The following is a 21,149-nucleotide window of genomic DNA, read 5'->3' as shown; positions in this document are numbered from 1 at the left end:
TCGAGTTGAACAAGAAAATAAAGGGCGAGCGGCACACTCGAGCCACTCCCCCACATACTGACTATCGGACGACAACAAACGTGCCCTCAAATTTAGCAACAAGCACATCACCATCGTAAACGTTTACCGGAACAAGGTATTTTGCTTTTCCTTCGCTTTCAAGTTCCATAAGCTCTCCACGACAATCTGCAATTACTACGGTTGCCGAAGGCGCTGTTGTCAGCGGTTTAAGGTATTTCATATTGGCATCAGCTAGCACAATACTCCCTTCCAGATTTTGCTCACGAAGTGCTAAATAGGTCGCACCCCATCCGGTCAGCGTAGCCATCGAATAAATCGAGCCTGCAAACATCGAATTGTGAAGATTTAGGTTTGCTTTGAGGTCGGCGCGCGTTGAAAACTGCCAATCGGTGTAGCTCTCGACCTTAATCCCCATTGCATCACTGATCGGGATAGATTCGCGCCACGTGTCTTGCAACACTTGAGTCCAGTCAGGGCGACGGAACCAACCTGGTTCACTTGGTTTACGCTTGACCATCTTCCAATGTTGAATTTCATCATAAGCAAGGTGTGCTTTTTCGACGACTTCATAGCCATGACGCTCGTAAAAGTTGAGCGCGCGCTCACGCGCATACAACACTAATTCTTCCGCATTTTGTGACCAGGCGATTTTTTCCATTTCATGTAATAAGCGACTGCCTAAATGTTTGCCTCGATTGCCCTCGGCAACAGCCATATATCGCACTTGCGCCTGTTGCTGGTTATTGAAATGCAAACGCGCAACGCCGAGCACTTCACCTTGGTTATTTTTGATAAAACGATGTTCTGCTTCTTGTTCTAAATCGTCTTGCTCTGAACCACGAGGCTGCGACCATGGCGCTCTAAGTACTTGCCAACGAAGATGATAATAGGCTTGCCAATCCTCACTACTTTGAGGGGTTGTGACTTGAAACATGTCGACTCCTGTTGAATGCCGCAAATTGGATTTCTTTTCAGCCACTCTACAAGAAATTTCGATGTTAAGAAATAAGACCAAAGCGCAATTCGAGCAAACCGCATAAATATCGGTTGAATTTGGCTAAAATCAATTTGTTAGCTATTCTGATGACACTATGCAAGAGTTTTTAACCCCAGATGGGATGATTGCCAATGATTTTGTACGCCAAAGCCATCAGCTTGGGCACCTCCTCTATTGGCATAAACAAGGTAAGATTAGCGTGCAGGTCAGGCAAGACAAAATGCTGCGCTGGCTACTAATTAATGATACGTTACAATCCGTTATTGAAATAAATCATCCAGAACATCTGTTGTTCCCTCACCTGAACATTCTCGCTAACTTATTTGAAAACAGTCCATCCCCTTCGTCCGTGTTGGAGCTGGGCCTTGGCGCCGGAGCCATCCGAGATTATCTAAAATCGCGATACCCCGATGCCTACGTCACCTCTGTTGATAACAATCCAGATATTATCCATTGCTATAAACGTTATTTTGGCGGCGACCCTATGTGTGCACTGAAGTGTGATGATGTAATGCACATTCTTGAACAGCCCAAGAAATACGATTGGATAATTTTGGACTTGTTTAGCGATTTAGATGCACCGCTGTTTTTATTCCAACACAAGTTTTATCACTTACTTCGCGCAGCACTTAACGATGGCGGCACGCTGTACATTAATTTTCTCGCCGAGCATGATTCTCAACTCAAGCAGCTGACACATTTGCTTATCGCGAACTTTGGCAAAAAACCCATCATGCACGCAGTTCCGGACTATGCAAACCACATTATTGCCGTCAGCAAATAGCAGCCAAACGATAAATTAAATCAGTTCAGCCTTTATCCTTTCTAAACCTGGAAATGGAACGTCACCGGTCCATCATTACACAATGAAACTTGCATATCCGCTGCAAACTGCCCGGTTTGAGTGACGAGGCCACTGCTTCGAGCTTTATCAATAAACTCAAGATACAAATCATTCGCTTGTTGAGGTGTACCCGCGCTGGAGAAACTTGGTCTCATACCTTTTTTAGTGTCTGCTGCTAAGGTAAATTGTGACACCACCAGCAACTCACCACCGATATCTTTGAGACTTAAGTTCATTTTTCCTTGTTCGTCTGTAAAAATACGGTAATTGCTTATTTTATGGAGCATTTTATCGACATGTTCACTCATGTCGCTTTTTTCCACACCGAGGAGCAACAAAATTCCTTGGTTTATTTCACCAACAACCTGACCTTCTACTTCTACTTTTGCATGTTTTACACGTTGAATGAGTCCAATCACAGCGCTTTATTCTCTTAATGATCTAGTTTTATTTGCAGCAAATCTGCCGCCCTTAAAATGGCCTCCGAATATACGCTATTTTGAATACTATGCCCAACGCCATCGATGATAAGCATTCTCGCTTTCATACGCTCCGATAATGATAAAACGGGTGAAAACCGACATATTAGGTCATGACGCCCATGAATAAACCACGTGGGAATTGCACGTAAACTTTCCGCCCTGTCGGCAATTTCAGACTCAGCGATGAAGCACCGATGCGTAAAATAATGCAACATGATTTGGGCATAACTGAGTTCTTGGTGTCGTTCGACCAAAGACAGTGTGAATGTTGTCCCTGCATTTAATAACAAGGATTCCCAACTTAACCATTGTTTGGCGGCATGGTATGCAGCGATATCGTCTTTCCCCTGAAGCACAGTATGATACTCCGATAGAAGATGTTCCCACTTTAGTTGGTCAGGATTAAATTGGGAATATGCTTCTGGATAAAACTGCGCACCGGCACCATCTGCACCATAAAGCCATTCATAGTCCGATTCGGTTGCAAGGAAAGTTGCCCAGAGCAACAGGCCTTTGACAGCGTTAGGGTGCGTTATCGCATAAAGTAGGGCAAGCGTTGCACCCCATGAACCACCCGCTAGGAGGATCTTTTCAAGCCCGAGGTGCTGACGTAACATCTCAATATCGTGTACAAGATGTTGAGTCGTATTGTGTTCAATACTGTGAGGTGTTGAGCCTTTGCAGCCTCGTTGGCTGAAGAAAATGACGCGATAGCGGTCTGGATTAAAGAATTGCACCATTGAGGTGCAGCTTCCAAAGCCAGGACCTCCATGGCAAACAAAAACAGGCAAACCGGTTGGATTTCCCCATTCTTCTACAGACATTTGGTGACCATCTCCAACGGCTAGATGGTACTGGCGAAAAGCTTCGGTGTGCTGATAAAATCGTGACATACCTACTCCATCAAGGCATGCCACTCGACAAATTTATTGTTCGACCAATGGGGTTGGACGACGACTACCTTGAAGACATACGGTGAACTCAGCACCGAGTAATACCACAATCCAAGATACATACACCCATACAAACAAAATAGGAACCGTTGCTAAGGCGCCGTAAATCACTTCATAAGAAGGGAAATGGCTGATGTACATCGCAAATCCTTTCTTACACAGTTCGAATAAACAGGCTGCAAACAAGGCTCCCGGCAACGCTGCTTTGAGTGGCACGCGCGTGTTCGGTACTAAAGTATAGAGCATGATGAAGCCAACCATGGAAATTCCGTATGGTAATAACTTTAATAAAAAGCCGCTAAACCCCGGGATCCCCTCATCAGCGAATGACACTAACGAAACAATATACGACGTAACCCCGATACTTGCGCCGAGAAATATGGGGCCAAGCGTCAGCACCATCCAATAGATTGCGAATGAAATAGTCAGTGGCCGCTTGTTCTCTACCCGCCAAATTTTGTTAAGCGTCATGTCCACATTGCGGATCAACAACAGCGCAACACCCGCTAAAAAACTGATCCCAAGTGCAGTCATACGATTGGCATTACCCGTAAAGGCGCTGATGTGTTCTTTGATCACGTCCGTTGACGTTGGGACAAAATTGGTAAAAATAAAATTTTCTATTGCTATTCGAATCGATTCAAATCCCGGAAACGCAGAAAAAATCGCAACACCCACCGCAATGAGAGGTACGAGCGACAACAACGTGACGTACGCCAAATAGCCTGCGTTAACTGTGATTTGATCTTCCATACAACGTTTAAAATAACGTCGCCACCAAGCTGGTTGATGACTCAGAAATACTTTGGCATTAGAAATAAAATCAGCTTGCTCAGAGTGCATAGGCATCATAAATTGAAATTGCTTTTGCACATCATAACAATCAATTACATAATTAACAGCAATTGCGAATTTAAAGGACGCCTGATGAAACGTATATTTATCCCCTTGGCACTCGCTTTCTCTCTGTCGGCTTGCCAAACCGCCTATTACTCCGCCATGGAAAAGGTAGGCGTGCACAAACGCGACATTCTCATAGACCGAGTTGAAAACACCAAAGAATCTCAAGAGGCTTCACAGGAGCAATTTCAATCTGCATTGGAACGGTTAACGCAACTAATCCAATTTGATGGTAAAGAGTTGCAAGCAGTCTATGAACAACTCAACGATGACTATGAGTCCAGTCTAAAGGCCGCTGAAGCCGTCAGCAGTAACATCAATAAGGTGGAAGATGTGGCAACGGCTTTGTTTGAAGAGTGGGAAGACGAGCTACAGCAATACAGTAACCCAAGTTTGAAACGAGAAAGTGAGAAAAAACTCAGCCAAACAAAACGTCAGTTTGAAAAGCTGCTGCGTTCCATGCGCACGAGCGAAAGTAAAATGGATCCCGTTTTGGCCTCTTTAAAAGACAATGTGCTTTATTTAAAACACAATCTGAATGCGCAAGCGGTAGCCGCGATCCGCGGGGAATTTACAAATTTAAAACGCGATATTCAGACCTTGATCACCGACATGAATCGCTCTATTGCTGACTCAAATCGCTTTATCGAACAAATGAATAAAGGATAATGTCAGTATATTAAAGGCACTGATGTAAGCATGCCCTTATAAATGCCGACGAACAGACGTAAAAAAACCCGCCAAAAGCGGGTTTTTTTATTCAGCAATCGATTAGTCTTTCGATTGACGTGAAGCGCGCTTACGCTCGTTTTCTGTCAGTAACTTCTTACGAATACGGATATTCAAAGGTGTTACTTCAACTAGTTCGTCGTCGTCGATGAACTCAAGTGCTTGCTCAAGAGACATGATGATTGGTGGCACAAGGTTTTGTGCTTCATCAGTACCCGCAGCACGAACGTTCGTTAACTGCTTCGCTTTCAACGCGTTAACTGTAAGGTCGTTGTCACGGCTGTGAATACCAATCACCATACCTTCGTATACTTCAACACCGTGACCGATAAATAGACGACCACGCTCTTGAAGGTTGAATAGTGCGTTAGTTAGCGCTTTACCTGCAGCGTTCGCAATTAGAACACCGTTCTTACGTTGACCGATGTTACCGCCTTTGTGCGGGCCGTAATGCGAGAACGTGTGGTAAAGAAGACCAGAACCAGATGTCAACGTCATGAATTCAGTTTGGAAACCGATAAGACCACGGCTAGGCATCATAAAGTCTAAACGTACACGACCTTTACCATCTGGACACATGTCCGTCATTTCAGCTTTACGCAGACCAAGCTGCTCCATTACTGAACCTTGGTGCTCTTCTTCAAGGTCAACCGTTACTGTTTCATATGGCTCTTCAAGCACGCCATCAACAGTGCGTAGAATTACTTCTGGGCGAGAAACGGCAATCTCATAACCTTCACGACGCATGTTTTCAATTAGGATACCTAAGTGAAGTTCACCACGGCCTGAAACACGGAAGCTATCTGGGTTTTCTGTGTCTTCAACGCGAAGTGCAACGTTGTGTACCAGTTCTGCTGTTAAACGCTCACGGATGTTACGTGACGTTACGAACTTACCATCACGGCCAGAGAACGGAGACGTGTTTACTGAGAACGTCATTGTTACTGTTGGCTCGTCAACTGACAGTGGAGGAAGCGCTTCAACGTTGTTTGGACAACAAATCGTATCAGAGATCTTTAATTCACCAAGACCTGTGATTGCAACGATGTCACCCGCTGTTGCAACTTCAACTTCGTGACGGTCAAGACCCATGTAACCTAATACTTGGCCTACTTTACCGTTACGTTTCGTGCCATCAGCACCAATCACAGTCACTTGTTGGTTCACTTTTACAGAACCACGTTTGATACGACCAACACCGATTACACCAACATAAGAGTTGTAATCTAGTTGTGAGATCTGCATTTGGAATGCACCCTCTGGATCTGCATCTGGTGGAGACACACAGTCAACGATTGTTTGGAACATTGGTTCCATGTTGTCTGACGGCTCATCTAGATCAAGCGTAGCCCAACCGTTGATTGCTGATGCGTAGATTACTTTGAAATCTAACTGTTCATCAGTTGCACCTAAGTTATCGAATAGATCGAATACTTGATCCATAACCCAATCAGGGCGAGCACCAGGCTTGTCAACTTTGTTGATAACAACGATTGGTTTCAAACCTTGAGCAAACGCTTTTTGCGTAACGAAACGCGTTTGCGGCATTGGACCTTCCTGAGCATCAACAAGAAGTAGCACAGAGTCAGCCATCGACAGTACGCGCTCTACTTCACCACCGAAGTCGGCGTGTCCCGGTGTGTCTACGATGTTGATACGGTAGTCATTCCACTTGATAGCAGTGTTTTTTGCCAGGATTGTGATCCCACGCTCTTTTTCAAGATCGTTAGAGTCCATGACACGTTCTTCATTGCCGCCACGTTTTTGTAGCGTGCCTGATTGCTCAAGTAGCTTGTCAACCAATGTTGTTTTACCGTGGTCAACGTGCGCGATAATCGCGATATTTCTTAACTTTTCGATGCTCATATTCTTACTCAGAGAAGTTTTAATCTCAGTGATCCTAGTCGATCCGCGCAAAATTGCGCGCCTGAGATGCCCAATATGGTTATAAAAGGTCGCGTATTATCCCCTATAACGCGAATGGATGAAAGTTTATGCAAGATTATTTTTATATGACACGCCAATTCCTTCGGAAATAGTGTGCCAAAAATGCGCTTTTTCATTGCTGAATTTGAAAAGTTAACTACGCTTGTGAAGCACCTTTTATAGGTCAGAAAACGCATCCATTGTTGCACCAAAAAATCGCACAATCGCACCATATTGGTGCGTTTTGTCTTTATTGTATTCTTAAATTTAAAATAAATACTTATTAATCATAGCATTACAACCTTGGCATAAAAAAAGCTTACTAGTTGGCAAATGCAGTACAAAATGCAGCAAAAATTAACCCCATTCCAATCGGAGGACACATGTCACAATCGGTTTTAGATTTTATGAAAGAGCATGACGTTAAGTTTGTTGACTTACGTTTCACTGATACAAAAGGTAAAGAACAACACGTATCTATCCCACATCATCAAGCCGACGAAGCATTTTTCGAAGATGGCAAGATGTTTGATGGCTCTTCAATCGCTGGTTGGAAACACATTAACGAATCAGACATGGTTCTTATGCCTGATCAAGCTTCAGTAAAACTAGACCCGTTCTCTGAAGAAACAACAATGATCGTACGTTGTGACGTTTTAGAGCCTGCAACAATGCAAGGTTATGAGCGTGACCCACGTTCAGTTGCTAAACGCGCAGAAGAATTTATGCGTTCGACAGGCATTGCTGACACGGTTCTTTTTGGTCCAGAGCCAGAGTTCTTCCTGTTTGACGACGTAAAATACAAAACTGACATGTCTGGTTCAATGTACAAAATTGATGCAAAAGAAGCAGCGTGGAACTCTGACCGTGATTACGAAGAAGGCAACACAGGTCACCGTCCAGGTGTTAAAGGTGGTTACTTCCCAGTTTCACCTGTTGACTCATCACAAGATTGGCGTTCAGCAACGTGTCTTGTTCTTGAAGAAATGGGTCACGTAGTTGAAGCGCACCACCACGAAGTAGCAACAGCGGGTCAAAACGAAATCGCTTGTCGTTTCAATACTATGGTATTGAAAGCGGACGAAATTCAAGAAATGAAATACGTTATTCACAACATGGCTCACTTATATGGCAAAACAGCGACGTTCATGCCTAAACCAATCGTTGGTGATAACGGTTCAGGTATGCACTGTCACCAATCACTAGCAAAAGATGGCAAAAACCTATTTGCTGGCGACAAGTACGGTGGTCTTTCTGAAACTGCACTTTACTACATCGGCGGTATCATCAAGCATGCTAAAGCAATCAACGCATTCACAAACCCTGCGACTAACTCATACAAGCGTTTAGTACCTGGTTTCGAAGCGCCTGTAATGCTTGCTTACTCTGCACGTAACCGCTCCGCATCTATCCGTATTCCAGTTGTTCCATCTGAGAAAGGTCGTCGTATCGAAGTACGTTTCCCAGATCCAGCGGCTAACCCATACCTAGCATTCGCAGCTCAGCTAATGGCTGGTCTTGACGGTATCCGCAACAAGATTCACCCTGGCGATGCAATGGACAAAGATTTGTATGATCTACCTGCAGAAGAAGCAGCTGAGATCCCAACTGTTGCAGCATCACTACAAGAAGCACTTTCTTGCCTAGACGCAGACCGTGAATTCTTAACTCAAGGTGGTGTATTCACTGACGACCTAATCGACGCGTACATCGGTCTTAAGTCGAAAGAAGTGGAAAAACTGAACATGACGACTCACCCTGTTGAGTTCGAAATGTACTACAGCGTATAACCTCCATCATACGTTGTAGTGTTGTGCCGCTCATTATTTGAGTGCACTCACTCTTAAATCATATGTGTTCTCAAGCCCGCTTTTTGCGGGCTTTTTTATGGTAATTTGAGTCGTTCTAGACTACAGTTAACGATGCAATGTTAATCTAGGGATATTATGGACTTACGATGGTTTTTAGTGCTGTTATTGTGTGCTTCAAGCGCAGCACTGGCAGCAACTTCGAAAAAAATTTATCGCTGGAAAGATGAGAATGGGAATTGGGTGTTTTCTGATGTGCCACGAAAAGGCGCTGAAGAAATTCGCCTTCAGCATAATTCGCTGAACATGCCGCAAGAAGACATCAGTGTTCTTGACGTTGTCGAACCTCCAAAAGCGATAAATTACAGTGTTGCTATTACCTCACCCACGAACGAACAGACGATCCGTGAAAACACCGGTTCGTTGTACGTCACAGGAAGGATTGAACCTCGTTTTATGCCAAACATGCAGGTACAACTGTTTCTAAATGGGCAAGCCGCATCCGAAAAACAAAACAGCGCCGCGTTTGCCTTGCGTGACATTCCTCGTGGTGAGCATTCTTTGCAAATCAAACTTTACGACGAAACAGGCAAGATGATAGCAGTCAGCAAGCCATCAGTGTTCTTTTTACATCGTGCAACCAGCATTAAAAAATCCTAAAATAATACTGCACCACATTGGTGCATGGATGACCCATGATTGATCACACCTCTCCTTCTAAGCTCCAATCGATATGGCAAAATCTCTCTACCGCGGTGTTATTACTTGATAAAGAGATGCAAATCGTCGAAGCAAATAACAGTGCGAGCGAGCTATTTGGCCTAGGCCTAAAACGCCTTATCAACCAGCCCATCCCTTCGCTTTTTCATCACCACAATTTAGATTTGGAACGTATAGCTCATTATGCCCTTGATGATGGGGTAGATTGTCAGCAGCATAGAGTTGACGTGGTGTTCGTCGATTCTCGACACGCAACTTTGGCGGTTTACGCAAGCCGAGTTGCGCTCGACTCACAACGGTATATTTTATTGGAATGCCGCCGAACTGATGATGAAATTCGCTACGATCAGGCCTCCCAACAACATCATCAATATCAAGCTGCTCGTAATCTGATCAGAGGTCTCGCGCATGAAATTAAAAATCCTTTAGGTGGGATCCGCGGAGCGGCGCAATTATTGCAGTACGAGGTTGATCAGCAAGAACGAGAAGAATGCGCTGCACTTATCATTGAACAAGCCGACCGTTTAAGTGAATTGGTAGATAGATTACTTGGGCCAAATCAACGCCCAAAAACTGCACCGTGCAACATTCACCAAACTTTGGAGTCGGTTATTAAATTAAGTGCTTTTGATAATGCGACCCCTATCAAAGTGGTAAAAGATTATGATCCGAGCATTCCTGATATCGTGATTGATGCAGCTAAGATTCAGCAAGTGTTACTCAACATCATGAGAAACGCGCAACAGGCACTCCACGACACAGAAGACGCGACGATTACAATCAAAACGCGTATCAAACATCGCTTGAGACGAGGCGATCGGATGATGAAAAAAGCGCTTCTGATCCGAATTACTGATAATGGTCCAGGGATAGCGCAAGAATTAAAAGAAACGCTATTTTATCCCATGATCACCAACAAAGATGGGGGATCCGGACTTGGCTTATCGATTGCTCAAACACTCATTGAACAACACAATGGCATGATTGATTGCGATAGTTGGCCTGGATACACCGAATTTAATATTTATTTGCCATTTGACAACCAGTAAGGCAGGAGCAAACGATGAAATCAGTGTGGCTTGTAGACGATGATGCCTCCATTCGCTTTGTCCTTGATAAGGCGCTAACGCGCGCAGGATTTGAAACCGAAACCTTTGCCAACGCGCAGGACGTCTTAACGGCGCTAACCTATGGTCAGCCAGCCGTTCTCGTTTCTGATGTACGTATGCCTGGTATCGATGGGATGGCGCTCCTTGAAAGCATTCACTCTGATTATCCTCAACTACCCGTGATCATTATTACGGCTCACTCGGACCTTGATTCCGCCGTCAATGCCTTTCAAAAAGGGGCCTTTGAATACTTAGCAAAACCCTTTGATCTAGAGGAGGCAGTAAGCCTTGTCGAGCGAGCCTATCGTGCGTCAAATGAAAGTAAAAAAACGAAACGCAAAGTAGAACCGCAGTCACGCTCAGAAATCATTGGCGAAGCACCTGCGATGCAAGAGGTTTTCCGTGCAATAGGTAAACTGTCGGCTTCGAGCATGAGCGTACTTATAAATGGCGAATCAGGTACTGGTAAAGAGTTAGTGGCCAGTGCCCTTCATAACCACAGTCCGCGAAAAGAAAATCCATTTATCGCGCTCAATATGGCTGCTATTCCAAAGGATCTTGTGGAGTCTGAGCTTTTCGGTCATGAAAAAGGCGCCTTTACTGGTGCGGATACGATGCGTCGAGGCCGTTTTGAGCAAGCCGATGGTGGCACGCTGTTCCTCGACGAAATCGGCGATATGCCACTTGATGTTCAAACTCGTTTACTTCGCGTACTCGCTGATGGTGAATTTTATCGTGTAGGTGGTCACAACAGTGTTCGCGTCAACGTTCGAATTATCGCGGCGACGCACCAAAATCTTGAAGACCGCGTTAAAAAAGGTCAGTTTCGTGAAGATTTATTTCACCGTCTCAATGTCGTGCGTTTGCGTTTACCACCATTACGTGAACGCACCGAGGATATTCCAAAATTAGCGGCGCACTTTCTAGCCACCAGTGCCAAAGAGCTGCAAGTTGAAACGAAAGTACTGAACAAAGAGGCGCTTAAAGTACTGCAAGCGTATCATTGGCCTGGTAACGTCAGACAGCTCGAAAATACCTGCCGTTGGCTTACTGTGATGGCGCCTGGCGAATTAGTGAAGCCCACCAGACTTACCAGAAGAATTACTGTCGAGTGAAATTGAAGAAAGCGAAATTCAAGGAGATTGGCTCGATGGATTCCAACATTGGTTAACCGCTGAATTAAAGCAAGGCAAAGATCATATTTGGCCAGCCATTCAAGATGAACTTGAAACTCGCCTTATCAAAACGGCACTTCAAGCCTGCGGGGGGCATAAGCAAGAAGCCGCCTTAAAAATCGGCTGGGGTCGCAATACGTTGACCCGAAAGCTGAAAGAGCGCAATATTCACGATTAATTGCAGTTTAGCTTTTTGGTGATATGCGCTTACTTGAACACATTCCACTCATTAAACAGCTCGAGATTGTAAATCGGCTCGAGTTTTTTAAAGAGTTTACGGTGGCCGAACGACAGGTTTTACTAGAATCGTTTGGCTGCCTGTACCTCATCAATGCTCACCGTCACGCTTTTAAGCGTTTTGAACGAGACGACAAACTTTACATCGTATTGAGTGGTGAGCTGAGTATTTACAGCAAATCTGAACATGATGAATTAGGTCGCATAAAACCGGGTGAATTTGTTGGCGAAGGTGCGTTTATTAGTCATAGAGAGCGTTCAACCAATGCTATTGCCCTCGTCGATACTATCGTCCTTGCGATTACAGCAGAAGCATTAACTCGCCTACCCAACGTCGTACGTGAAAAAATCAAAGACCAATTAATTATTGGTATGAGTTTGCGAATAGCCAAACTCAATGCTCATATAGAACAAGAAGATAAATCGCATTGAATTGAGGAAGGTGATTAAATAACGTAATAGAGACTATGTTACATTCACCATCATTGAAAAAAGCGACTAACAGAGAGTTAGTCGCCTAGCAAATTATTTGAGGAGCCATGCTTCTAGCTTAGCGAAGAGTAACTCTAACTCTTCAATCGTGTTGTAGTGCATACAACCAATACGCACCACACCACCTTTGTCCATCACGCCAAGTTGTTCACATAAACCTTGCGCATAGAAGTTACCATCCCAAACGCAGATGTGGTGTTCACCCAAAAACTCCGAGACTTTTCGCGGTTCAATTCCATCGAACGTTAACGCAAATGTTGGTGTACGCTCTGCGAGTCGAGTTAGGTCATTAATACCGTACAACGTGATCATCGGAAAATCAGCAAGACGCCTAATGACATAATCACTCAATGCCATTTCATGCGCTTTGGTTTTAGCAAATGCATTCGCCAAGCGCTCACGGCGAGTCGCAGTCTTAGGCAGTTCACTTAGGCTTGCAATATAGTCAATCGCGGCAATCACACCAGCTAGGCCTTCAAAGCTCTGCGTACCGGTTTCCCAACGGCCAGGAATAACGTCTTTCGCTGGTTCCACTTTATATGGTGTGAACCCTTCTAAATGTTCACGCTTACCGTACACAATACCAACATGCGGGCCAAAGAACTTATACGCTGAGCACGCTAAGAAATCGCAGTTGAGCGCCTGCACGTCAATCAGCTCATGCGGCGCGTAGTGAACGGCATCCACGTATACCAACGCACCAACTTGGTGCGCCATCTCTACGATGCGTTTAATGTCGTTGATTGAGTCCGTCGTGTTTGACGCATATGTCACCGCAACCAGCTTGGTATTCGTGCTTAGCAGGCTCGCGTAATGCTCTAGATCTAAGGTGCAATCAGCTTCGTTAATACGCACAGCGTGTACTTTTGCACCTTTGTCTTCAGCGGCTTGACGCCAAGAAGACACGTTCGAATAGTGATCTGCATTGGTGACAATCACTTCGTCACCTGCTTGCCACTCACGCGAAATCGCACGGCTAAAGCTAAACGTGAGGCTCGTCATGTTCGCCCCAAACACGATTTGCGATTTGCTCGGTGCATTGAGTAAATCTGCAACCGCTTGACGCGCGTCATCCATCAACGACACGGTTTTGTGACTTGAGAAAAACGCCCCTCCGAGGTTTGAATTAAAGTAACCAAGGTAAGCGGACATAGCGCTTAATACCGACTGAGGGACTTGCGAGCCGCCTGGGCCATCCAAGAAAATCGGTGCAGTGCCATTAATTGATTGCATTAACGCAGGAAATTGACGACGAATTGATTGTAGTTCCATGATGCTCACTTATGCCGTAAACACAAAACAGTCTAGGTATCCGATTTCATCGGCCTTGATTTTATTCATTGGTGTTGCGTTGTGCCAAACTTGGCGGTCGTTGACGAGTGCAAACAAACCATCTTTGATCTCCATCTTGAAACATGGATCTGCATCTTTCGTTTCATAGACAAGTAATTCGCCGCCTTGAATATTTTCATGAGACACGCCACACACACAAACATGGTCAAATCCATCTTGGTGGATCCCTTCAGGCGCGGGAGGCGTATCACTTTCGATCGCTAGCATTCTAAATTGGTGTACTTCAATGTCCGACTCTTTATCTATGCCGGTCATTTCTTGGAACTGAGAAATGAGGTGTTTAAAGCCTTCTGTTTCAAGCAAACTTTGTTCTAAGTTCTCATACACTCGTTCAACATTACCTTGGAAGGTATTAATTGAATCATCTTGAACAAACGCTTTAGTAGGTTGAAGTTTAATCGCCCCATCAATCAATTTGATAACGGAATAACGGCGTTTACGAAACGCGCCATCGGCATAAGGATTATCAGGCAAGGCATTGAATGAAGGTTTCACTTCATCAACGTGTGATTGTCCGATAAAACGCAATTGCAATAAATTCTGGTTGTTGTTGGTAGTCATCAGCTACTTCGCCTATTGATGATAAACTGATGCGGATCATATGCTATTAAGATGGAAATTTTTGGTTTGTTTTAACTTTAAAATAGGAAAGTTAGGAATGAATAAATCAATAAATAAAAATAAAATGCATTTTCTATTTGATTTTTTAGAATAAAAAAAGGCCAGCTTAAGACTGGCCTTTTTCAACTATTGGTACATTTAAACCGCTTGTTGGATGATCACAGTATCCGCTTTTTTCGTGTACTGTGGCATCTTATGGAAGTTCAAGTAACGGTATGTATCAGATGCCGTTGCATTGATCTTCTCTGCGTACTCTTGGTACTCAGCAGGTGTAGGTAGTTTACCAATGATAGCTGCTACCGCTGCAAGTTCAGCAGACGCTAGGAACACGTTCGCACCTGTACCTAAACGGTTCGGGAAGTTACGTGTTGATGTAGAAACCACTGTCGCTTTGTCTGCTACGCGTGCTTGGTTACCCATACACAGTGAACATCCTGGTGTTTCGATACGTGCACCAACGCGGCCGTAAATACCGTAGTAACCTTCGTCCGTTAACTGGTCGCGGTCCATCTTCGTTGGAGGTGCAATCCACATACGCGTAGGAAGCTGACCTTTGAAGTTGTTTAACAACTTACCAGCTGCACGGAAGTGACCGATGTTCGTCATACAAGAACCGATAAATACTTCATCGATTTTCTCGCCTTGAACGTCAGAAAGAAGACGTGCGTCGTCTGGATCGTTTGGTGCACAAAGTACTGGCTCTGTGATTTCTGCAAGATCGATGTCGATGATGTGCGCGTATTCTGCATCCGCATCCGCTTCCATCAACTCAGGATTTGCTAACCACTCTTGCATCTTACCGATACGACGCTCGATAGTACGTACATCACCGTAACCTTCAGAGATCATCCACTTAAGCATAACGATGTTAGAGTTTAAGTATTCTGCGATTGACTCACGAGAAAGCTTAACTGTACAGCCTGCTGCTGAACGCTCTGCTGAAGCGTCAGATAGTTCGAACGCTTGCTCAACCGTTAGGTGCTCAACACCTTCGATTTCAAGGATACGACCAGAGAATTCGTTTACTTTACCTTTCTTCTCAACCGTCAATAGACCTTGTTTGATTGCGTAGTAAGGGATAGCGTGTACTAGGTCACGTAGTGTGATACCTGGTTGCATTTCACCTTTGAAGCGAACAAGAATTGACTCAGGCATATCTAGTGGCATAACACCCGTTGCTGCTGCGAATGCTACTGCACCAGAACCCGCTGGGAATGAAATACCAAGTGGGAAACGGGTATGCGAGTCACCACCAGTACCTACTGTATCTGGAAGCAACATACGGTTTAGCCATGAGTGGATAACACCGTCACCTGGACGAAGTGATACACCGCCACGGTTCATGATGAAATCAGGCAGAGTGTGGTGCGTTTCAACGTCGATTGGTTTTGGATACGCTGACGTGTGGCAGAAAGACTGCATTGTTAGGTCTGCGGAGAAACCTAAACACGCTAGATCTTTAAGCTCGTCACGCGTCATAGGACCCGTCGTATCTTGTGAACCTACCGTCGTCATTTTTGGTTCGCAGTATTGGCCTGGGCGAACACCCGCTACGTTACATGCACGGCCAACCATCTTCTGTGCAAGCGTAAAGCCTTTGCCAGAATCAACCGGAGCTGATGGCTTACGGAAAATCGTTTCAGCAGGTAGACCTAGTGATGCACGCGCTTTGTCAGTTAAACCACGACCGATGATCAGTGGAATACGACCACCAGCACGTACTTCATCAAGAATTACGTCTGATTTTAATGAGAACGTCGTAATAACTTCGTCAGTACCGTGACGCTTAACCACACCTTCAAATGGGTAGATGTCGATTTGGTCGCCCATGTTTAGGTCGTCAACTGGTAACTCGATTGGTAGTGCGCCTGAGTCTTCCATTGTGTTGAAGAAAATCGGAGCAATTTTGCCACCAAGACACACACCACCAACGCGCTTGTTTGGTACGAATGGGATGTCATCACCCATGAACCAAAGTACCGAGTTAGTTGCTGATTTACGAGAAGAACCCGTACCAACAACGTCACCTACGTACGCAAGTGGTAAACCTTTCGCTTTTAATTCTTCTAGTTGAGAAATAGGACCGATTTCGCCTGCTTTCTCTGGCACGATACCATCACGCTCGTTTTTAAGCATAGCAAGTGCGTGTAGTGGAATATCAGGACGTGACCATGCATCTGGTGCTGGTGAAAGGTCGTCTGTGTTTGTCTCGCCAGTTACTTTGAATACAGTAACCGAGATTTTTTCAGCAACGTTTGGTCTTTCTAAGAACCAATCTGCGTTTGCCCACGATTCAACCACTTTTTGCGCATTTGCATTACCCGCTTTTGCTTTTTCTTCTACGTCGTAGAACGCATCAAACATAAGTAATGTATGTGACAGACCTTTTGCAACAACAGGCGCAAGCGCTTCGTCGTCAAGTAAGTCGATCATAGGCGCAATGTTGTAACCGCCAAGCATAGTGCCTAGCAATTCTGCTGCGTACTCTTTAGAGATAAGTGGAGAGACTCGCTTCGCCTTTTGCCACTGCAGCTAAGAAACCTGCTTTGATGTAAGCAGCGTCATCTACACCTGGTGGTACGCGATTTACAAGAAGATCAAGGATGAACTCTTCTTCACCTGTTGGTGGATTTTTTAATAATTCAACTAAATCTGCTGTTTGTTGAGCGTCTAGAGGCTTAGGCACGATGCCTTGAGCTGCACGCTCTTCAACGTGTTTACGGTATTCTTGAAGCACAATATTGCCCTCTTGGTGACGTGAAGTGCAGGAAAGCGCGATGTGTAACTCGGTATCCCTACACCTAGAATATATCGCTATAGATTATAAGGCCTTTAAGTATAGATGAAAATGACACAACGGCGAGTAAACCTTATAGTGACTATAAATTTGATGAATAGTTAAATAATTTTCCACCGTTAATGTGAATAATACCTATTTCCTTTATGTTTAGCGTGCGTTGAGTGCTGCTGTCGATGGCATTTTGTAATTCCATGGGACGTCTGGACAAAGATAGACACGCTACAAATACCCTTCTTAAATTCCTTTATTTCGTGACAGCCCCCGACTGAGTGTAAGGACAATTTAAAGCCAGCGAAGTAGCTTGCTCTCTCAGCACGGTATCGTTTAACAGCGTTATGGTAGCGAGCGTCTTTTCAATTTGTGTTTTCAAGGTGTACTTGAATAGCAAACTGTCTTTGTTTGCACTTAAATAGCAATAGTCAGCAACAAGTCCTGTATATAAAGCTATTAGTATTCCTGGATGCCTTACTTCTGCAGAGTCTAACATTTTGACAAACCCAACGCGCTGCTCAGCAAAACCCAACTGCGCACGCTCCACTAAATTGATGAGTATCGCGAATAAAGCACCCAATAAAATGACCAGAAATGTTGAAACTAACAGCCCTTTTTTCATTCGTAAAACTCGTGGTACAGGTTGGATACGATTCACTCTTATGCTCCTTGCGCGGCGATGAAACGGGTTTTTATTTAAGAACTACAAGTCAACATCAGCAGTGCAAAAATTTAACTGATTTGTGCTTTAAAAACCACCATCTCCAAATTATAGGGTCTGGGGTAGAACAAAACTTCATGACAAGAATTAGCTAAAAACGTGTGTAACTGAGAAGGAAAAATTTGAGGGGTCGTAAGCACAATCAATTTGCGGAACATAAACATCAGCAGAGTTAAAGTGTATATCTGCGGATAATGTGAAAAAGCTTCCTATCAAGACCTCCGCCCACAGAAATAGAAAAGGCTTCCAAAACCGCGACTAATGGCATTTCTGGAAACCTTTTTTGTACACTAAACGTTAATTGATACTAACGCTTATTTACGTTGTACTTTCACTTTTTCTGTTGATGTAACTTGCGCTTCTACACGGCGGTTTTCAGCATGCGCTGCACGCGTATTCGCTGTGTTTTTCAAACGCTCTTCACCGTAACCTACTGTACTGATACGAGACTCAGCAACACCTAGTTTAACAAGTTGTTTTGCTACGGCATCTGCACGCTTTTTAGACAACCACTGGTTGTACTGAGCAGCACCGACCGCTGAAGCGTGACCTTCAAGCACAACAGTCGCATCGCTGTGTTCTGCCATAAATTCTGCTACAGCTTTAATGTCAGAAAAATACTGTTCCGTTACTTTTGACGCATCGTGAGGGAAACGTACCAATAAATTCACAGAAACTTGCTCGTCACGGTATAACGTACAGCCCTTGCTATCAACCGCGTCCGTCATCGGAGTATTTGCGCATTGGTCGTCGGCATCCATTACACCGTCTTGATCCGCATCTGCTGGCGCTGCAACTGGTGCTGCAGGCGCTGGCGCTGCTTCAACTTTCTCTGCGCTTGACGATGAACCAAATAGGTAGCTCACACCAAGTTTTGCATTGTAATCTGAATAACCACGGTCGATACCTTGGTAAGCAAGCGCTTCAAGGTTTACAGACCAGTTGTCTTTATTCAGTAGCTGATAACCCGCACCTAAGTTCGCAAATGTCATGCTTTCAAATGCATCGATCGATTTAATACCGAAGATACCGTAAAGTGGGCCACCGTTGATGTGGTATAAACCGTCAATACCAAAACGGCTACCAGATAGACTGTCTGTACGCGCGCCAGATAGGTCAAAATCCATATCCGCGTATTCTAAACGTGCAGCCCAGTACTTATCGAATTTATAACCTAATTCAACACCCCAAGATGTTGATTTGTCGACATTTACACTAGCTGCATCGCGAATGTTTTGCCATTCTGATTTGTAGTAATCACCGAAAACGCCTAAAAATACGCCTTCGTCGTCCTGTGCGTGTGCCGCTCCTGCAGCAACTAGTAGCGCGATGCTCAATGCTTTTAATTTCATGTTTCTTCCCGTCTTTACGCTTGGCGAACGTATTCGCACCTATTGATGACCACAATCATAGTAGTCAATTTATTAATTAATACTTAACGTGCTCAAAAATTATTAAGTAAATTTAGATCATTATAGCTGATGTCCAAACAAAGTTTGATATAAACCCTTCTCTTCTAATAAAGAAATATGATCTCCAGCCTGACTTACCAGACCATCATCTAGTACATAAATGACATCCGCTTGACGAATCGCACTTAAACGATGCGCAATGATTAAGGTTGTACGACCTTGCAGAAAATGAGCTAAGTTGCGATGAATTTTGGCTTCCGTTTCAACATCAAGTGCGGACGTAGCCTCATCGAGTATCACCACTTTGGGATCAGCCAACACCATTCGCGCTATGGCGAGCCGCTGCCGCTGACCACCAGATAAGCGCACACCATTGCGCCCAACCAAAACGTCTAATTGGCCTTCTATCGATTCAACCGTCGTTTTTAACTCAGCAATTTCCAATGCTTGCCAAAATTGTTCTTCGGTAAACGCTTTACCCATCGACAAATTGTCACGAATAGATGCGTTGAATAAGATAGGTTGTTGCAGCACAGTAGCAACATGCTCACGGATTAAGTCATACCCGACCGATTCAACGGCCGTATCATTGATAAAAATAGCTCCAGATTGTTTCTCATAGAGACCGAGTAACAACTGCACGAGTGTCGATTTACCACCACCTGAAACAGCAACTACAGCCGCTTTTTTTCCTCGAGGAATAGTTAAAGACACATCTTGTAAAATGGGTTGCTCCGGCTTATAAGCAAAATTGACATGCTCAAATCGGATCTCAATATTTTGAGCTGATTTAAACGGATCGACGCTTGATTCGAATTGTGATTCGGTCTCATAGGCAAAAACATCGTTCAGTCTTTTAAGTGCTGCACTTGCGCTATAATAGGCGTACTGAATACCGAGTAACTCTTGGACTGGCCCCATCATAAACCACAAGTAACCAAAAACGGCAAACATCTGTCCGATTGAAAGGTCTGAAAACACCACCATTAGCATGGCAACCGCTCGAAACACTTCAAACCCAAGTAAAAACACTGTAAAACTCAATCGGTTTACAGCGTCTGTTTTCCATTGAGCGTTGACCGACTGGGTTTTCAAATGCACCGGCTGCGTCTCTGACTTGGGAGAAGTAGTTTTGTTCTCTGCGACAGGCTTTTAATTGCGTAATAGCATCCAGCGTTTCAACTAAAGCAGTCTGAAATGCTTCGAAGGCAGCATTCTCATCTCGTTTGAGAGTTTTTACGTGTTTACCAAAACGACGAGAAAAGAAAATTACCGCAGGGTTTAAAAACAGAATAATGGCACCAAGTACAGGATGTATCCAAAGCAACACCGCCGCCGTGCCAACGACCGTTAAAATACCTAACAGAAATCGCGACAGCGTTTGACTAATAAACTTATCAATTGTTTCGACATCCGTGATACAGCGAGAACTGATAGCCGCACCACCTTCGGTCTCAAACGTTTTTAGATTCACCAATGGCAAGTGCTTGAGCAATCTCACACGAATAGACAAACTAATGTCTTTACCAATGATGGTGAACTGTCTCGATTGCCAAACACCTAAACCCAAGGCACACAGCCGCATGAACATCACGGAGAATAAAATACATAGCACATATCCGATTGGTCCATGCCATTGCTCAGGAAGAAGCTTATTTAACCAATCAATTGCTGTGCCTGGCTTGTTTAACAACACCTCATCAACCAACAGCGGCATCATCATTGGAATTGGCACACTCACAAGCGTCGCGAAAATAGCAATAACGTGCGCCAAGATGAGTGTTTTTTTATGTTCTAATACTTGTTTAAACAAGGCCTTAAAAGAAAGAGAAGGCACATTAGTGGGTTTCATATCAAG

General features: G+C 44.3%; 15 protein-coding genes and 3 pseudogenes. 7 read left to right on the top strand and 11 right to left on the bottom strand.

The features are described 5' to 3' along the window. Window positions 1-61: 61 nt before the first annotated feature. The gene (locus J5O05_RS12310; protein WP_208842287.1) at window positions 62-955 is read right to left on the bottom strand and encodes a bifunctional GNAT family N-acetyltransferase/hotdog fold thioesterase; all 894 of its coding nucleotides are present in this window, start codon (window positions 953-955) and stop codon (window positions 62-64) included. 157 nt (window positions 956-1,112) lie between these two features. On the opposite strand from J5O05_RS12310, the gene J5O05_RS12305 reads away from it, so the two are divergent. Continuing rightward, the gene (locus tag J5O05_RS12305) at window positions 1,113-1,802 is read left to right on the top strand and encodes a spermidine synthase (RefSeq protein ID WP_208842286.1); all 690 of its coding nucleotides are present in this window, start codon (window positions 1,113-1,115) and stop codon (window positions 1,800-1,802) included. Between the two features lie 41 nt (window positions 1,803-1,843). Here J5O05_RS12305 and dtd read toward each other — a convergent pair whose 3' ends face one another. Genes dtd through J5O05_RS12290 form a run of 3 tightly spaced genes read right to left on the bottom strand, consistent with a single transcriptional unit; the run spans window position 1,844 to window position 4,140 of the window. After that, window positions 1,844-2,281 (bottom strand): D-aminoacyl-tRNA deacylase, encoded by a 438-nt coding sequence (gene dtd / locus J5O05_RS12300; RefSeq protein ID WP_208842285.1) that lies wholly within the window; start codon window positions 2,279-2,281, stop codon window positions 1,844-1,846. A 14-nt stretch (window positions 2,282-2,295) separates the two neighbouring features. Beyond that, on the bottom strand, window positions 2,296-3,237 hold the full coding sequence (locus J5O05_RS12295) for an alpha/beta fold hydrolase (protein WP_208842284.1): 942 nt from the start codon (window positions 3,235-3,237) through the stop codon (window positions 2,296-2,298). 33 nt (window positions 3,238-3,270) lie between these two features. Next, window positions 3,271-4,140, bottom strand: coding sequence for a virulence factor BrkB family protein (locus J5O05_RS12290; protein ID WP_208844523.1), 870 nt, complete (start codon window positions 4,138-4,140; stop codon window positions 3,271-3,273). 84 nt (window positions 4,141-4,224) lie between these two features. On the opposite strand from J5O05_RS12290, the gene J5O05_RS12285 reads away from it, so the two are divergent. Continuing rightward, window positions 4,225-4,866, top strand: a complete 642-nt coding sequence (locus J5O05_RS12285) for a DUF2959 domain-containing protein (RefSeq protein WP_208842283.1) — start codon at window positions 4,225-4,227, stop codon at window positions 4,864-4,866. 102 nt (window positions 4,867-4,968) lie between these two features. Here J5O05_RS12285 and typA read toward each other — a convergent pair whose 3' ends face one another. Then, a complete protein-coding gene (gene typA, locus J5O05_RS12280) occupies window positions 4,969-6,792 on the bottom strand; it encodes a translational GTPase TypA (RefSeq protein ID WP_208842282.1) in 1,824 nt (607 codons plus the stop codon). A gap of 443 nt (window positions 6,793-7,235) precedes the next feature. Between typA and glnA the strand changes: the two genes are divergently transcribed. From glnA to J5O05_RS12255, 5 genes and pseudogenes are all read left to right on the top strand, one after another. Then, window positions 7,236-8,642 carry a glutamate--ammonia ligase gene (gene glnA / locus J5O05_RS12275; protein ID WP_208842281.1) on the top strand — a complete coding sequence of 469 codons (1,407 nt, stop codon included), beginning with the start codon at window positions 7,236-7,238 and terminating at the stop codon, window positions 8,640-8,642. A gap of 156 nt (window positions 8,643-8,798) precedes the next feature. Beyond that, a complete protein-coding gene (locus J5O05_RS12270; protein WP_208842280.1) occupies window positions 8,799-9,320 on the top strand; it encodes a DUF4124 domain-containing protein in 522 nt (173 codons plus the stop codon). Between the two features lie 35 nt (window positions 9,321-9,355). Further along, a complete protein-coding gene (gene glnL, locus J5O05_RS12265; RefSeq protein WP_208842279.1) occupies window positions 9,356-10,429 on the top strand; it encodes a nitrogen regulation protein NR(II) in 1,074 nt (357 codons plus the stop codon). A gap of 14 nt (window positions 10,430-10,443) precedes the next feature. After that, a pseudogene (gene glnG / locus J5O05_RS12260) lies at window positions 10,444-11,842 on the top strand (nitrogen regulation protein NR(I)). Between the two features lie 23 nt (window positions 11,843-11,865). Continuing rightward, a complete protein-coding gene (locus J5O05_RS12255; protein WP_208842278.1) occupies window positions 11,866-12,333 on the top strand; it encodes a cyclic nucleotide-binding domain-containing protein in 468 nt (155 codons plus the stop codon). Window positions 12,334-12,426: 93 nt separating this feature from the next. Here J5O05_RS12255 and J5O05_RS12250 read toward each other — a convergent pair whose 3' ends face one another. From J5O05_RS12250 to J5O05_RS12225, 6 genes and pseudogenes are all read right to left on the bottom strand, one after another. Next, entirely contained in the window at window positions 12,427-13,665 is a 1,239-nt protein-coding gene (locus J5O05_RS12250; protein ID WP_208842277.1) for a cysteine desulfurase-like protein, read from the bottom strand. Between the two features lie 9 nt (window positions 13,666-13,674). Next, entirely contained in the window at window positions 13,675-14,307 is a 633-nt protein-coding gene (locus J5O05_RS12245; protein ID WP_208842276.1) for a 2OG-Fe dioxygenase family protein, read from the bottom strand. Between the two features lie 198 nt (window positions 14,308-14,505). Next, window positions 14,506-17,104: pseudogene (gene acnB, locus J5O05_RS12240) on the bottom strand (bifunctional aconitate hydratase 2/2-methylisocitrate dehydratase). A gap of 307 nt (window positions 17,105-17,411) precedes the next feature. Beyond that, entirely contained in the window at window positions 17,412-17,816 is a 405-nt protein-coding gene (locus J5O05_RS12235; protein WP_208842275.1) for a hypothetical protein, read from the bottom strand. Window positions 17,817-18,193: 377 nt separating this feature from the next. Then, complete coding sequence (locus J5O05_RS12230; protein ID WP_208842274.1) at window positions 18,194-19,231, bottom strand: OmpA family protein; 1,038 nt, start codon at window positions 19,229-19,231, stop codon at window positions 18,194-18,196. A 120-nt stretch (window positions 19,232-19,351) separates the two neighbouring features. Continuing rightward, window positions 19,352-21,143: pseudogene (locus J5O05_RS12225) on the bottom strand (ABC transporter ATP-binding protein). Between the last annotated feature and the right edge of the window lie 6 nt (window positions 21,144-21,149).

Source organism: Pseudoalteromonas xiamenensis, assembly GCF_017638925.1.
Lineage (GTDB): Bacteria > Pseudomonadota > Gammaproteobacteria > Enterobacterales > Alteromonadaceae > Pseudoalteromonas > Pseudoalteromonas xiamenensis.
This window is presented reverse-complemented; position numbering and strand designations above follow the sequence as displayed.

Coding starts and splice junctions, on each gene's coding strand:
- J5O05_RS12310 (WP_208842287.1), bottom strand. CDS start 955: ATGTTTCAAGTCACAACCCCTCAAAGTAGTGAGGATTGGCAAGCCTAT.
- J5O05_RS12305 (WP_208842286.1), top strand. CDS start 1,113: ATGCAAGAGTTTTTAACCCCAGATGGGATGATTGCCAATGATTTTGTA.
- J5O05_RS12295 (WP_208842284.1), bottom strand. CDS start 3,237: ATGTCACGATTTTATCAGCACACCGAAGCTTTTCGCCAGTACCATCTA.
- J5O05_RS12290 (WP_208844523.1), bottom strand. CDS start 4,140: ATGCACTCTGAGCAAGCTGATTTTATTTCTAATGCCAAAGTATTTCTG.
- J5O05_RS12285 (WP_208842283.1), top strand. CDS start 4,225: ATGAAACGTATATTTATCCCCTTGGCACTCGCTTTCTCTCTGTCGGCT.
- typA (WP_208842282.1), bottom strand. CDS start 6,792: ATGAGCATCGAAAAGTTAAGAAATATCGCGATTATCGCGCACGTTGAC.
- glnA (WP_208842281.1), top strand. CDS start 7,236: ATGTCACAATCGGTTTTAGATTTTATGAAAGAGCATGACGTTAAGTTT.
- J5O05_RS12270 (WP_208842280.1), top strand. CDS start 8,799: ATGGACTTACGATGGTTTTTAGTGCTGTTATTGTGTGCTTCAAGCGCA.
- glnL (WP_208842279.1), top strand. CDS start 9,356: ATGATTGATCACACCTCTCCTTCTAAGCTCCAATCGATATGGCAAAAT.
- J5O05_RS12255 (WP_208842278.1), top strand. CDS start 11,866: ATGCGCTTACTTGAACACATTCCACTCATTAAACAGCTCGAGATTGTA.
- J5O05_RS12250 (WP_208842277.1), bottom strand. CDS start 13,665: ATGGAACTACAATCAATTCGTCGTCAATTTCCTGCGTTAATGCAATCA.
- J5O05_RS12245 (WP_208842276.1), bottom strand. CDS start 14,307: ATGACTACCAACAACAACCAGAATTTATTGCAATTGCGTTTTATCGGA.
- J5O05_RS12230 (WP_208842274.1), bottom strand. CDS start 19,231: ATGAAATTAAAAGCATTGAGCATCGCGCTACTAGTTGCTGCAGGAGCG.